At 68.2% G+C, this 13360-nt stretch carries 9 protein-coding genes and 5 pseudogenes; 9 read left to right on the top strand and 5 right to left on the bottom strand.

Annotated features, from left to right (window positions below; translation table 11 throughout):
- Positions 1–82: 82 nt before the first annotated feature.
- The 3 genes and pseudogenes from ACZ66Z_RS32755 to ACZ66Z_RS32745 all read right to left on the bottom strand — a co-directional run.
- A pseudogene (locus ACZ66Z_RS32755) lies at positions 83–508 on the bottom strand (transposase family protein); the annotation flags it as partial.
- Positions 509–1147: 639 nt separating this feature from the next.
- Positions 1148–2167: a Gfo/Idh/MocA family protein gene (locus ACZ66Z_RS32750; protein ID WP_469939269.1), complete on the bottom strand. Its 1020-nt coding sequence runs from the start codon at positions 2165–2167 to the stop codon at positions 1148–1150.
- Between the two features lie 290 nt (positions 2168–2457).
- On the bottom strand, positions 2458–2718 hold the full coding sequence (locus ACZ66Z_RS32745) for a hypothetical protein (protein ID WP_469939267.1): 261 nt from the start codon (positions 2716–2718) through the stop codon (positions 2458–2460).
- Between the two features lie 20 nt (positions 2719–2738).
- Here ACZ66Z_RS32745 and ACZ66Z_RS32740 point away from each other — a divergent pair.
- The 3 genes and pseudogenes from ACZ66Z_RS32740 to ACZ66Z_RS32730 form a co-directional block, all read left to right on the top strand.
- A pseudogene (locus ACZ66Z_RS32740) lies at positions 2739–2882 on the top strand (IS256 family transposase); the annotation flags it as partial.
- Positions 2883–3619: 737 nt separating this feature from the next.
- A pseudogene (locus ACZ66Z_RS32735) lies at positions 3620–4184 on the top strand (IS256 family transposase); the annotation flags it as partial.
- A 612-nt stretch (positions 4185–4796) separates the two neighbouring features.
- On the top strand, positions 4797–6632 hold the full coding sequence (locus tag ACZ66Z_RS32730) for a hypothetical protein (protein ID WP_469939265.1): 1836 nt from the start codon (positions 4797–4799) through the stop codon (positions 6630–6632).
- Between the two features lie 56 nt (positions 6633–6688).
- On the opposite strand, the gene ACZ66Z_RS32725 is transcribed toward ACZ66Z_RS32730, so the two are convergent.
- Positions 6689–7435 carry an RICIN domain-containing protein gene (locus ACZ66Z_RS32725; RefSeq protein WP_469939263.1) on the bottom strand — a complete coding sequence of 249 codons (747 nt, stop codon included), beginning with the start codon at positions 7433–7435 and terminating at the stop codon, positions 6689–6691.
- Positions 7436–7617: 182 nt separating this feature from the next.
- On the opposite strand from ACZ66Z_RS32725, the pseudogene ACZ66Z_RS32720 reads away from it, so the two are divergent.
- A pseudogene (locus ACZ66Z_RS32720) lies at positions 7618–8217 on the top strand (transposase family protein); the annotation flags it as partial.
- 337 nt (positions 8218–8554) lie between these two features.
- Here ACZ66Z_RS32720 and ACZ66Z_RS32715 read toward each other — a convergent pair.
- The gene (locus ACZ66Z_RS32715; RefSeq protein ID WP_469939261.1) at positions 8555–8788 is read right to left on the bottom strand and encodes a hypothetical protein; all 234 of its coding nucleotides are present in this window, start codon (positions 8786–8788) and stop codon (positions 8555–8557) included.
- A gap of 511 nt (positions 8789–9299) precedes the next feature.
- Between ACZ66Z_RS32715 and ACZ66Z_RS32710 the strand changes: the two genes are divergently transcribed.
- The 5 genes and pseudogenes from ACZ66Z_RS32710 to ACZ66Z_RS32690 all read left to right on the top strand — a co-directional run bounded on the left by ACZ66Z_RS32710 (position 9300) and on the right by ACZ66Z_RS32690 (position 13269).
- Positions 9300–10484 (top strand): PP2C family protein-serine/threonine phosphatase, encoded by a 1185-nt coding sequence (locus ACZ66Z_RS32710; RefSeq protein ID WP_469939259.1) that lies wholly within the window; start codon positions 9300–9302, stop codon positions 10482–10484.
- 344 nt (positions 10485–10828) lie between these two features.
- Positions 10829–12259, top strand: a complete 1431-nt coding sequence (locus ACZ66Z_RS32705) for a carotenoid oxygenase family protein (RefSeq protein WP_469939257.1) — start codon at positions 10829–10831, stop codon at positions 12257–12259.
- 215 nt (positions 12260–12474) lie between these two features.
- A pseudogene (locus tag ACZ66Z_RS32700) lies at positions 12475–12702 on the top strand (hypothetical protein); the annotation flags it as partial.
- Between the two features lie 12 nt (positions 12703–12714).
- On the top strand, positions 12715–13026 hold the full coding sequence (locus ACZ66Z_RS32695; RefSeq protein WP_469939255.1) for an IS3 family transposase: 312 nt from the start codon (positions 12715–12717) through the stop codon (positions 13024–13026).
- A 21-nt stretch (positions 13027–13047) separates the two neighbouring features.
- On the top strand, positions 13048–13269 hold the full coding sequence (locus ACZ66Z_RS32690; protein WP_469939253.1) for a DDE-type integrase/transposase/recombinase: 222 nt from the start codon (positions 13048–13050) through the stop codon (positions 13267–13269).
- The last annotated feature ends 91 nt before the right edge of the window (positions 13270–13360 follow it).

Below are 13360 nucleotides of genomic sequence, written 5' to 3'. Positions count from 1 at the left end.
AGGTCCTCTCGCCGACAGAGCGCTTGCGGGCGTAGACCACGGTTGCGGTGCCTGCGGATGACGCCGAGGCCGGGCATGCTGGCAGGGCGTCGACGATGCCGTGTTCGCGGGCCGCGCGGATGACGTGGACGGCTCCGGGCAGGGGCAGTGAGGCCCACAGCAGTCGCCCGAGGGAGTCGGCATGGATCTGCACGTTCATGCCGTGCTTCTTGTGCTTGCCGGAGTAGAACGGCCGGTCCGCGGTGATGCGGTCGATCGGCGGGAGCGTGCCGTCCAGGATCAGGTACGCCTTCGCCGACGCGGTCCGTATCGCGTCGGTCAGACCGGGGGTGAGAGCGGTCAGGAGGTCGACCGCTTCGGTGACGTAGCGGTAGGCCGTCGTGGTGCCGACGGCGAGCTGGGCATAGGTGTGGCCCATCCGCAGATGGGTGAGGGTGTGAAGGGCCTGGCGGCCGGCGGTCAGGCGCCGCCACCGAGAGCCGATCGCACGGCGGTGCCGCCGCCGCAGCTGCTGTGCGAGGAATCAGATCGGAGCCGACATGGCCCAGATCGCCCAGGCCCTCGCATTCGGCGAAAGCCCCGGGGGAGTGGGACTGGCCCCAGGCGTGCAGGTCATGGGGAAGAGTGCGCTAGACCGCGGAGCCGGTAATGTGCACGCAGGGAACGATCGACCGCAATCTATGACCTCCGCATCATCTGCCGGGAGAATGCGGCAAGGCCCACTCCGGCCTGTCCACCAGAGTGGGCCTCAAACCGCCCGGAGGAGCAGCCGTCCCCTTTTGATAACCGCTCTCCAAGCCGCTCGCTCCTTGTGAACGAGCCTGGACAACCCCACCGACTGCCATTCGGAAAGGATGTCGCTTTATTCTGCGACAGGTCGCCGAAAAAGGGAACCAGCCATGAGGGAGGCGCCATTTTCCTCATCGGACCGCTGGTACGGCACATTCGGGCAACTTTCCACCTGGCGGCACCGATCAGGGCGGGCCAACTGTGGAGGTTCTCCCTTGCGAGCTTCAGAGTGGCCATGGCTCGGGTGACGGTTACGCCCGCAAGAGCCGGGTGCTATCGCAGGTCAGAGGGCTGGTCAATCTGAAGAGGTCGTGCACCAGCCGGGCGTCGGGGCGGCACCTTCTCTCCTCAGCCGGGGTCACTCGCCGGGGTAGGTGATTCCGAGGTCGCGACGGATGGTATCGAGGACACGCATGATGCTCAGGGTTTCATCGAGGGGCATGAGGCTGGACTCCAGTTCTCCAGCGGCGACGCAGCGTGCTGCCTCCGTGGCTTCGTAGCACAGTCCACCTTCAGTTTCCTCGGGGACGAAGGTGTCGAGAACTTCGTCATCCGGGCTTATCAGGTGGATGGTTGTGGGGCGGTGAAAGCGACTGACGATGTCCAACCTCGCACGGTCCCCGGAGATTGACGCTGTGGTGGGCGTGCGTGCGAAGAGCGTCGTGTTCAACACGCCGTGCGCTCCGGACTCACCGGTGACGATGACGGAGGTCTGCCCATCGACACCGGTGGAGGTCTTCGTCCCTACGGCTGTCACCGACGCAAAACGTCCCAACACCATGGAGGCGAAGGAGACCGGATAGATGCCGAGATCGAGGAGCGCTCCCCCCGCCAGCGCGGGGTCGAACAGACGGTGGGCCGGGTCGGGCTTCGCGGGCAACCCCATATCCGCGGTGACGGTCCGCACCTCGCCGAGCAGCCCTGATTCCAGGACCTGTCGCACGACGTCGATGTGGGGCAGGAAGCGCGTCCACATGGCCTCCATGAGGAACACCCCCCGCTCGCGGGCGGCAGCGATCAACTGCTCGGCCTCACGGGCGTTGCGGGTGAACGCCTTCTCGACCAGCACGTGCCGGCCCGCCTCGATGGCCTGCATGGCCTGGTCGAAGTGCTGGGAGTGCGGCGAGGCCACGTACACGATGTCGACGTCGCGATCGTCGAGCACTTCGGCGTAGCTTCCGTACGCGGCCGGGATCCCGAATCGGTCCGCGAACGCCCGCGCTCGTCCCGCGTCGCGCGATCCGACCGCGACCACGCTCTGCCGAGTGTGGTTCCGCAACGCGTCGACGAAGCGTTCCGCGATCACTCCCGGTGCGAGGACCCCCCACCTCAGAGCAGGCGCTTCACGGGGGCACGGCGTCCGCGGAGCGGGCAGCACGAAGTTCGGCTCATCGGGGCGTGCGGCTGACTGCGAGGTCCGATTCACAGTGTTCCTGGTTTCTATTAGATATCGTGAAACATGCAGAAAGGATTCGACGGAGCCCATAAATGGACATATAGAGCGTTACGGGCTGGTTCGGGACGAAGCGGCGGCCGACGGATTCCGACAAGCTTAAGGCTCCGCTCTGAAGGCGGTAGGTCTATGTGGATGACGTAGCGGGAGTGCGGCACTGCCCTTTGAGGCACAAAATCCGGCCCTTTTGATTGCCTGAAAGGCGGGTTGGGGAGTCACCCGGAATGCAAAACGGTGAGACGCTCCACGACCGAGCAGCGAATTCCGGCACTCAGAAGCGCCTGCTGTGCTTGTCCCCCGGCTCTGGCAAGCGCGGTGAATTTCCCCGACCTGATCTCGTGGAGCGGGCACTCGCCAGGACAGTCGCGTGCACCGGCGTCGGTGGTCTCCATCAGCGCACTGTCATACACGTCGTCCCCGACGCTGCCGATCGAGGACCGGGTGTCTTCGATCTCGGGGTGCTCGGTGAACCGCACACTCGATCACCGAAGATCCGCAGTTGAGGGGCGGGGGTGGGCTGCTGTGGTTGATGAAGCGGCTGCTGGAGTCCGCCCTTGAGGGCAAGAGGAGCGATCATCTCGGCCATGACCGGCACGATCCGGCGGGAAACAGCGATGAGGATTCCCGGAACGCGAATCAAGGCGCAGATCTTCGCCGATGACGTCGCCGTGCTCCTCGATCTCCGCGGTGTCCCGGCGGTCGATCTGACCGCTCCTTCGACGCAGGTGGCACAGCGGTTCGCCCTCACCCACCCGGACCGCGTCAGCTCCATGCTGCGCTTGTGCACGCGCGCCACACCTTTCCCTGGTTTCACGCTGCGGCTGAGGCCCCTGAGGAGTTCGGTGGCGACGATTCCGGGCCGTAGCCCGCTGGTTCCCACCCGGAGCCGTGATTGCCGACGTGCCCGCAACCCACTACGCGAGGAACCGCGTTCGTTCAGCAGACCCCCAGTGTGGGTGCGATCCTCCGGGCGATCGTGGACTTCGACGCGGTGGCTGCCGCCACTGAGCAAGCTGGGCATCTCCGTTCGCCAGGACCTGACCCGTGCCCGCGTAGAACTGGAGGGTCGTCCCCGCTGGGATGGCCGCAATCTGCGTACCAGGCCGAGTACGCCCGTCGGTGAACAGTCCCCCACGGCCCATCAGCACGTATCCCATGCGTCCCGCTCCGTCTCAGCCGATCTTCCACCAGTGTGCATGCGCCCTTCCCTCCCCTGTGACCAGACGAAAAGGCAAGCGACGTGCTTCCCCGTCGACGCGGTGGCCCGGCGGGTGCGGCCCGTCGGCGCGGAACCTCACCGGGAGCGGCCGGGAAGCGGCTCGTCGCGCGTCGGCGTCCACGGGCGAGACCGGACGTCCGGGTGCGGCTCACGGGTCCGAAAACCACCGCGCCCTTCTCAACCTGTGGGCCGTCGCCGAGGACGGCGAAGGCGCCAAGCACTGGCTATGGGCCCTGACCGAACTGAAGAACCACGGCGTCGAGGACGTCTTGATGCTGGTCTGCGACGGACTGAAGGATCTGCCCGACGCGGTCGGCGAGGTCTGGCCCAGGACTGTCGTACAGACCTGCGTCGTTCACCTGCTGACGGTGTCGTTCCGCTATGCCGGCCGTCAGGACTGGGACATGACCGCGAAGGCACTGAAGCCGGCCTACACCGCTCCGACAGAGGACACGGCCACCAGTCGATTCCGCGAGGAGGGGGACGGCGAGTATCCGGCGATCGTCCGGTTGTGAGAGAACGCGTGGGCCGAGAACGCCGCCGTTCCTGCAGTTCGACGCGGAGATCCGGCGGGTCGTCCGCACGACCAACACGATCGAGTCCGCCGACGCAAGGATCCGCCGGGCAGTCAGGATCCGCGGCCACTTCCCCTCGGAGAACGCCGCACTGAAGTGCGTTCACCTCACGGTGATGTCCCTGGACCGACTCGGCACCGGCCGCAGACATGATGTCTCATCAGTCGGGGAGTCGCGTGTTGGACTCTTCCCTCTCTGTCGTCCTGCACACGGTCCTCTGGGGCGCTCACGCAGCTGCTATCGGTCAGGCCTCTTCGTACAGCCGGTTGGCAGGGATCGGGTGGCCCGCGATGTTTTCGAGGGCGTCTTCGGCGCCTGTCTCGGGTGGCCTGATGACCAGTTCCGCGGGTGTCCCTGGTCGGATCGCTGTTGCACGGTTGCCTTTCAGCCACTCGTAGCCAGGGCCAAAGGCGCCGGCTACGGCGGTGTGGCCGATTGCTGCCCCGGATGACGGCACCTTGCAGTCCTGCCGGACGGTACTGGCGCCCACGGCGCTTCCAGATGCCTTGAAAGGCTCGGTTTCCAGGTGAGCGTTATAACGGTGGGAAATCTCGTCCGCCGTTCAGGGTGGTCGGACTGGGTTCGCCACGCACAGTGATGGTGGCCGCGGTGGGACGCCGACGAAGCAAGATGCGTCGGGAGCGAGTTGGCAGGAGTGGAATTCGCGCTTCCAGGTGGCCGGTTGTCGTTGTTTGCGGTGGAGGCGGTCGTATCTTCGGTGCGCCCGGTGGGGACCGGGTGGGGCGGGAGACGGCGGAGCATGAGTGCGACCAGGCACGGGCGGGTGTCGCGGGATACGGAACGGCACGCGCTGCGTGCGGCGTGGGCCGTTTATGGCGTGGTCAATCTGGTGGGCCCGCCGGGGGCGGGGAAGTCTGTTCTCGCTGGGGAGATGGGGCTGCCTGTCGTGGACCTGGATGCCGCCCGGCTGGATTCGGGTGCCAGCGTGGCGGTCGGGGGTGAGGACGGTGGTGTCGTGATCGACAGTGTGGATGGTCCGGACAGGGCCGCTGCGCTGCTCGCCTGGGTGAAGCGCGCCGAGCCAGGGCGCCTGGTGGCGGTCAGCCGTCGGCCGCTGCTCGCGGAGGAGGGCTGGAGCGGATACCGCATCCGCACCGTGCGGCTGATGCCGCTTGCCGATGAGGACATCGATGACTTGGCCAGGGCGGCGGGAATTGATGATTCGGAGACCCGCGCTCTGGTCGTCCGCTTGGCCGGCGGTGTTCCGGCGCTCGCGCACGCTGCCTGCCGGGCCCTGCACGCCGGGACCTACGCGGATGATGAGGGGGCTGTCGCGGACCGGATGGCCGATGAACTGGCGGCCCGGCTCAGGCGTGAGGTGCCCGGCGGGCGGATGCTGCACGCCCTACGGCTGCTGGCCACCGTCGGGGCGGGCGACGAGCACCTGCTGTCTGCGGGCCCGGAGCAGTTCACCCGTCTGGGGCGGCTCAGCGTGGTACGGCGCACGGCCCTTGGCCTCGCCGTCGAGGAGCCCTTTCGCACAGTGCTGGAGAGCGCGTATCGCTGGCGCCGTCCGCTGGCCCATCACACCGTACGTTCACGTGCCGCGGCATACCGGCACACGTTGCTGCGAGGGGCGCACGAAGCCGACCGGCAGGCTGCTCTGGTGCGGCAGGGACTCTTCTTGACGGGAGATCCGGCCTTGCGCTCGGCGCTTTTCCCGGCCGCGGAGTCGCCCGTCACCGTGAAGGAGGCGACTTGGGATGATGCCGACGAGGTACGTGTGCTGATGCGGCAGTGGGCGCAGCGCGGCGGGTTCGACCGGGTGCGGGCCGACCGGATCACCGACCTCTGGATGGCCCACGGTCCATCGGCGTTCCGGCTGGCGCGGGATGGTGAGGGCCGTGCCGCGGGTCTTGCTTCGCTGCTGCCTGTCGGCGAGGGGACTGCGGAAGGTGTGGAACAGTTGCTCCAGCAGCACACCGAGCAGTTCGTCACTGGTCGGCAGCCCGGTGGTCTTCTCCTTGGGGCGGCGTATGCTCCCGACCCGGTGGCCCACTCCCGGGTGCTGCTGGACATCCTGGAGCGTGCGGTGCACGCAGGGCGGCTCGTGGTGTCGACGGCGACCGGTGACTACCAGCGGCTTGTGCGGGTTCTCGGTTTCCGGGTGCACGGCACCGTTCGTGATGATGTGTTTCGGTGCGGCCGGCGGCCTGAGGTGTTCAGCAACGAGTTCACCCCAGCCTCCCTGGGCTCGTGGCTCGACCGACTCGGGCCAGCGAGCGGCATCGCGGACCCTGAGGCGGACGGGCGCCTGGTGCCTGAAATCGCGCATACGCTGGCCCGAGTCCGTGACGTCGCAGCGCTGGGCGAAAGCGTCCTGCTGGCGTACCTGCCCACGCCGACACCCGAGGCGCTGCGCCGATGGCTGTGCGACGCCGCTCATGACCTGGCTGCCAGTGACGATGCCGTCGATGCCGAAGCCGGGGCGGTGCTGTGCGCGTACTACCTGGGCCACACACCTGCAACCCACCATCAGGTCGCCGGCCGCCTCCACCTTGGCCGCGCGACCTACTTCCGCCGTCACCGACGCGGGCTGCTCGCCCTTGCCGCCCGCCTTCGCACGGGCGGCTGACGGCGGCCGTCTCCCCGGTACCCCTACGGGCACCGGGGAGACCCGGGCACCTGGACTCAGATGCCCAGACCGGGGCCCCGCCACTGCTGGTTGGTGTGGTGGGGGGTGCAGTCCCAGATCCCGACGCGGGTGCCGTTGCCGGTACCCCAGCCCAGCGCGTCCAGGCACTTGCCGGAGTGGGCGCTGCGCAGCAGCCCGCCCTCCAGCAGCTGCCACTGCTGGTTCGGTGCGCCGTGGCAGGTGTTCATGCCGAGCAGCGAACCGTTCTCCGTCTTGCCGTACTGGACGTCCAGGCACTTGCCGAGGGACCGCAAGGTGCCGTCCGGGTACAGCTTCCAGGACTGGTTCGAGCCGTTGTTGCAGGAGTAGATCTGCACCGGTGTGCCATCGGCGGTGCCGCTCGCCCGTACATCCAGGCACTTGCCTGAGTGAACGCCGACGATCTGGCCGGCGCCGGCCGGGGCCGGCGGGACGCAGTAGATCTCAAGCATGATCTGGTAATAGCCCGAGCTCAGTTCGTTGGGCACCGGGCCGGCGGACAGCCGACAAGACGAGCTGGCGTACCCCTCATTGGCCGCTGCCGCATAGGCGGTGTTGTAGGCGGCATCCAGGGCGATGTTGTACGGGCCGTATCCGGTGCCGAGGAAGTACTTGGGCGCGGTGGGTTCGGCGGTGGCCACGGCCCGGGCGACCGGTGCTGCTGCGGAGGCTTCGGCCGCTATGGCAGATGACATGCCGGTGAGCATGGATACAGCGGCCAGGGCGGCGGTGGCCAGCATGACCGGCCAGCGAGCCAGTTTCACAGTGAATCCTCTCGATCGACGCCCCACACCTGCGCGGGCGGGGTCTGCCCGTGTCCTTGGGCGGATCGCAAGCTATCGCCGGGTCTGCGTCCTGGTAGTCTCACCGAAGTCTCAAACCGCACGGCGACCACGAGACCGCAGGACAAAAGAGGCAGAGCAGAAGACGTGATGCCGGGCCGGGCAGTCAGCCCGGAGCAGGGTTCGGGATATCGCAGGCCACCGCCTGGCGGTACGTCGACGAGACGCTGGACGTTCTGGCCGGCTGGGCACCCGGCCTCCACGAAGCCCTTGCCGGCCTCGGTGAAGGCGACCACGTCATCGTTGACGGCCGTCCCGCTCCCCGGACAGCATCGCCGCAGACAAGTCGTACTGCTCGATGAAACATCGCAAGCACAGCCGCGAACGTGCACTTCACCGCCCGGCCTGACGGCACACCGCTCTGGTTTTCGCGCGCGACCCCAGGCCGCACCCACGACCTGGGCGCGGCACGGGCCCACGGCATCGTCCAGGCCTGCCTCCCCAGAGAGATCCTCGTCCTCGCCGACCGTGCCGGCCAGGGCGCCGGCGCCACCGTCCGCGCTCCGTACAAGAACCACCGCGAACAGCCCGAGCACTACCAGCAGTTCAACCGCGACCACGCCCGGCTCAGAGCACCCGGCGAACGCGCCTTCGCACAGCTGAAGTCCTGGCGAATCCTCCGCCGGGCCAGGTGCTCCACCCGCCGCATCGGCACCATCATCCAGGCCCTCCACACGCCCCTGGACTGCAGTTATTCAGGATGAAAACGGCTCACTGCCTATGTCCCGGTTCTGGCCGTGCTCGGCCTGCTCGCCGCGCGCTACACCGGGCCGGTCGCTGCGTGGGACGTACGAACGGCTCCGCCGACCCGTCCGGGTTTCTCGTTGACCGTCACTGTCTCGCTGCTCAGACCGGCGGTGGCAGCCGCCACGCTCGTGCCGCCGGCGCGCTGTGGGACCGAGGCCTCTCTCCTGTCTGCCCATCGGCCGCCGTCCTCGCCCTCGTCTTCCTCGTTGAGGCTGGGCGGGGCAGGGCGGTGGGCGGCATGGTTCGTCCTTGGACCGGTACGCGCGGGAGGGGCGGGGCGGCGCGGAGGTGAGGTCACGTACGGGGCGCCCGGGCGGCGTCGAGCTCTGGTGCGGGCCCCACGTACGAGCTTCGGGTCGCGGGGACGGTCGGCGGGGCCATCGGTCCTTCGCCGTAGGGACACCGGGCCGGTAACCAGTCGAGGACGAAGGCGTGCACGAAGACGGGCGCTCCCGATTCCAGGTCTCCGGCTTCGGCATGCGCCTGCGAGTCGCACGGCACGAGCGGTACGGCGTCGACAGGCTCCACCGGGGGAGGACGATATGCCCGGACGACTTGGTTTGGCCGGGGCCGCCGTCCGGGCAGACGGGTCTTCTCATCTCCTCAGGAGCAGTGACAAGGCCGACTGGGGCGCCTCGACCGCATCACCCTCCGAACCTCCTTCGCCGGTTGTCCGCCGTGCACAGGTCAACGGAACGCGCCGCACAGGACGGCCCGGCGTCGTTGCGTCACTCTCGGAGATTGAAAGGCGCCGTCCCGCTCACCCTCTCCATCGTCGCAGCACGTCTCGGCCCTCGAGGCTGCCCTTCTGGCCGCCCTTTCGACATCCAACCAGCTGTTTGATTCCTCGTACTCTCGTACTCTGCCGGTCCGGGCGCCCTCGCCCCCGTGGAGGGCGGCCGAACCGGTCTCCGTCGTCCGCCCGGCTCCCCGGGGGTCCGCCGACCACGGCCCGACGATCGGAGCCCGTTTGCGCTTTTTGCGCCATTAGGGGTTTCTCCTGGTCCGCGGCTGCCTGGAACGGGGTTCCATGGTTCGCATGATCCACAGCGAGCGAGGAGTGACGAGGCGGGGTGTTGCGAGGCCGCGCCGGGACCGGCGTGGCTGGCTGCGTGGTGCCCCGCCGCCGCGGTGGGTGCGGTTGCTGCCCGTCGTGCTGGTCGTGGGGGTGGGGGCGGCCACGCTCGCCAGTTCCGAGCCGCTCGACATCGACTTCATGCTGGGGGCGATCTGCCCGCTGGCCGTCCTTTCCTACGGGCCGCTGGCGACTGCCGCGCTGGGCGCCGCGTCGGTCGGCCTTCTCGTCGTTCCCGGTCTCCACCTGGACCGCCCGGGAAGCACCGATCTGCTCACTCTCGGCTTCGTCGCCGCGCTGAGCGTGTTCGTCTCGTTCGTCCGCAGTCGTCGTGACGCCCAGCTCGATCTGGAGCGCACGGTGGCCGAGGCGGCACAGCGTGCCCTCGTGCCCGCCGTGGGGGAGCGGGTGGGGGCGGTGCGGTGCGCGAGTCTCTATAGAGCGGCGCAGCGCGGCACCCTGGTAGGAGGCGACTTCTTCGACGTGCGTACCGGCCCTCATGGCATCCGGGCGGTCCTGGGCGATGTCCAGGGGCATGGTCTGTCCGCCATCGCGACGGTCGCGTCCGTGATGGGGGCGTTTCGTGAGGCGGTCCTCGACGAACCGGACCTGGAGGCGATCGCCGCCCGGCTGGACCGCAGGCTGAGGGCCGACTCGGAGGACACGGAACACGCGGAGTTGTTCGCGACCGCGGTGCTGTTGGAGTTCTCGCCGGACGTACGGTCGGTCCGCGTCGTTTCCTGCGGGCACCCCCCGCCCGCCCTGCTGCGCGGCTCCGCGGTCGGGGCGATCGATCTCGAGTCGGGCCCGCCGCTCGGGCTCGGTCTGGCCGAGTTCGCTCCGGCGGCCGCTGTGGAGCTGGGGCTGCTGCCCGGGGACCGGCTGTTCCTGACCTCGGACGGCGTCCTTGAGGCCAGGAACGCGGCCGGCGTCTTCTACCCCCTCGAACAGCGGCTGACCCGCCTGGCCGACGCCCCTCTGGAAGCGTTGCCCGACATGGTCTGGGCCGACCTCGAGCAGTTCGCCCCCAAGGTCCAGGACGACGTCACCATGCTCGTGCTCGAACCGGCAGCGGATCAACGCGACGGGTCTGCGGCGAGGGAGGCCTCCGCCTCGGAGAGGGACGACGCCGGGTTCACGTCGACGTGAAGGAACTCGGCCGGATCCCCGACGGTGGCAACCGTCGGCTCGGTCCGCATGTGATCCGTGATCGAGCAGTCGGCCAGCCGACGGGAGGCGAAGCAGGGCGCCCCGAGGGCCGGCCGTCGCACAGTCATCCTGAACCCGTGGTTTCCGCTGCGCACGCGGTACCGCCTTGAGCACGCCCGTGCCTCGTGTGATGCTGGATGAAGGTCGAGTTACGTTGAAATCGGCACGTTCGAAGCCGCCGGCGCTGCTCAGGCTTGACGCAGGCGCCAACACCGCGTCGAAGGCGTGAGCAGACCTCTGCTATCTGCACCGGATCGCATCTGCGAGGGCGAGAGCGAGGGCACGTGAACACTCAGACTCAACCGCGTTTCGACCCGACTCGTGTGCCGCATCTGCTCGGGTCGTTCGCGCCGGTGACCGAGGAGGTCGATTTCATCGACCTGGAGGTGACCGGAGAGATTCCGACATCCTTGGACGGCCTCTACGTCCGCAACGGCCCGAACCCCCGGTTCTCCCCGATCGGGTCCTACCTGTATCCGATCGACGGAGACGGAATGCTGCACGGCGTGTGGCTCGGCGAGGGGCGTGCCCGCTACCGCAATCGGTTCGTCCGGACGCCGGCCATGGCGGCAGAGGAACGTGTCGGTCGAGCCCTGTGGGGTGGCGTCGAATCATTCATCCTGCCCGGCCCTGAGGAGGTGGGACCGGAACTCGCCAACGACTTCAAGGACATCCCGGACATCAACGTAGTCCGTCACGCCGGTCGGACCTTGGCACTCGCAGAAGCCGCGTGCCCGTTCCGGGTGGACGCGGGGCTGCGGACGGTGGGCAAAGAAGACTTCGGCGGCGCCTTGCCGGCCGGCATCACCGCACATCCGAAGATCGACCCGGTGACGGGGGAGATGGTGGTCTTCTGCTACGCGCTGGAGCCTCCCTACCTCACGTGGTCGGTCATCGACCCCACAGGTGCCGTCGTGCGCAAACCGACACCGATCGACAGCGTCGACGAGCCCATGATGATCCACGACATGGCATTGACCGAGCGCTATGTCGTCCTGGTTCTCTCGCCGGTCTTCATCGACATCGGGGCTGCCATGACGGGCGGTTCCTTCCTGGCCTGGAGACCGGAGCGCGGCACTCGAGTGGCCCTGATCCCCAGAGACGGCGGACGCCCCGTCTGGGCCTCCGACGAAGCGTTCTGGCTGTGGCATACCGTCAACGCGTATGACGAGTCTACGGACGGTGAGGCTCGCGTCGTCCTCGACTACGTGCAATGGAGCCGGCTGACTGTAGGCGGCGATCCCTCGACCTTCGCCGCGGAGCCGGTGCGATGCGGCCTGGTCCGCGCCCGGATCGATCCGGCGACGGGCCGAATGATCCGCACCGAGCTGGACGACTCGCGTGTCGAGCTGCCCCGGGTCGACGACCGACGGATCGGCCGGAGGCACCGGCACGTCGCACTGGCCTCAGAGACGGGCCAGGCGGGATTGCTCGCGGGGGAGTACAACGCCCTGCGCTGGTACGACACCGTCACTGGTACCGTACGCGTCTGGTCGTCGGGCGACCTTTCTCTCGGTGAACCCGTCTTCGCCCCCGAGCCGGGGCAGGACTCCGACGAACGCGGCTACTGGATGACCTTTGCGACCGACCGGACCGATGGGTCCAGCTGGTTCTTGATCATTCCCGCGGATGACCCCACGGCGGGACCGATCGCCCGTGTCCGGGTTCCTGTTCGGGTTCCTCTCGGACTGCATGGTTCCTGGCTTCCCAACTGACCGTCGAGCCCCCGAAGAAAGCCGTATATCAGTCGCTGGGGCTCGACCCCGGTTCTTGGACTCCCGAGACACTTGGATCTCGAGGTTCAGGAGAACAGGTGTCTCGTGGTCACGAAGCTCTATCCGCTGGAGTTCAAGGCGGACGCGGTCGCGTTGTACGAGTTGCGGCCCGAGGCGACGATCAGGTCGGTCGCCGCTGATCTGGAGTCAACCCGGAGACGTTGCGGAAGTGGGTCCGGGCGGTCGGCGCGAGCCGGTCCCGGGGCCGCCGGGCGGAGGCGTCGGCCGAACCGCCCACGCCGCTGGAGGCGGAGAACGCCGCTCTGCGCAAGAAGGTCCGCGAGCTGGGGGGAGGAGGAGCGCGAGATCCCGTGGAAGGCGGCGAAGTATTTCGCCAGAGAGACGCGCTGGTGAACCGCTTCCTGTTCGTCACCGACCATTAGCGCCGCTTCGGCGTGAAGCGGCTGTGCAGCATCCTCGGCGTCGCCCGGTCTAGTTTCTGCTACTGGCGACGGACGGCCGCGAACCGGGCCGCACGGCAGGCGGCCGACGTTCGGCTTGCCGCCCGGATACGGGTGGTGCAGCTCGAATCGGACGGCACCTGTGGCGTCCCCAGGATCACCGCCGAGCTCCGCGAAGCGGTCCGGCGCGTCAACCACAAGCGGATCGCGCGCGTGATGAGAGCACCGGCCTGGCAGGAGTACGACTGTGTCGCAGGCACCGCACCACGGTCGCGGACCGGGCCACAGCGAAGCCCCCGGACCTGATCGGCCGCGGCTTCACCGCGAGTGACCGAACACGAAGTACGCCGGGGTATCACCTATCTCCCGCTGGCCGGCCGAAAGTTCCTCCACCTGACCACCGTCACCGTCCTTGCCGCGCGCCACCCGGCTGGCTGGTCGATCGCGGATCACATGCGCACCGAACTCGTCACCGACGCCTTGGCCGCCGCCGAGCGAGCCCGCGGCAGCCTCGCCGCCGCGGTCTTGCACACCGACCACGGCGCCTAGGCCGTTTCCTTCGGATCATCTCGCCGACCAGATGAAGATGGCGGCGATGTGGAGTCCGGCGAGGTAGATGGTGGCGGTCTTGTCGTAGCGG

This window comes from Streptomyces sp. NPDC107498 (assembly GCF_055582805.1).
This window is presented reverse-complemented; position numbering and strand designations above follow the sequence as displayed.

Excerpts from the sequence above, each read along its gene's own strand:
- ACZ66Z_RS32730 (WP_469939265.1), top strand. The coding sequence starts at position 4,797 with ATGAGTGCGACCAGGCACGGGCGGGTGTCGCGGGATACGGAACGGCAC.
- ACZ66Z_RS32710 (WP_469939259.1), top strand. The coding sequence starts at position 9,300 with ATGATCCACAGCGAGCGAGGAGTGACGAGGCGGGGTGTTGCGAGGCCG.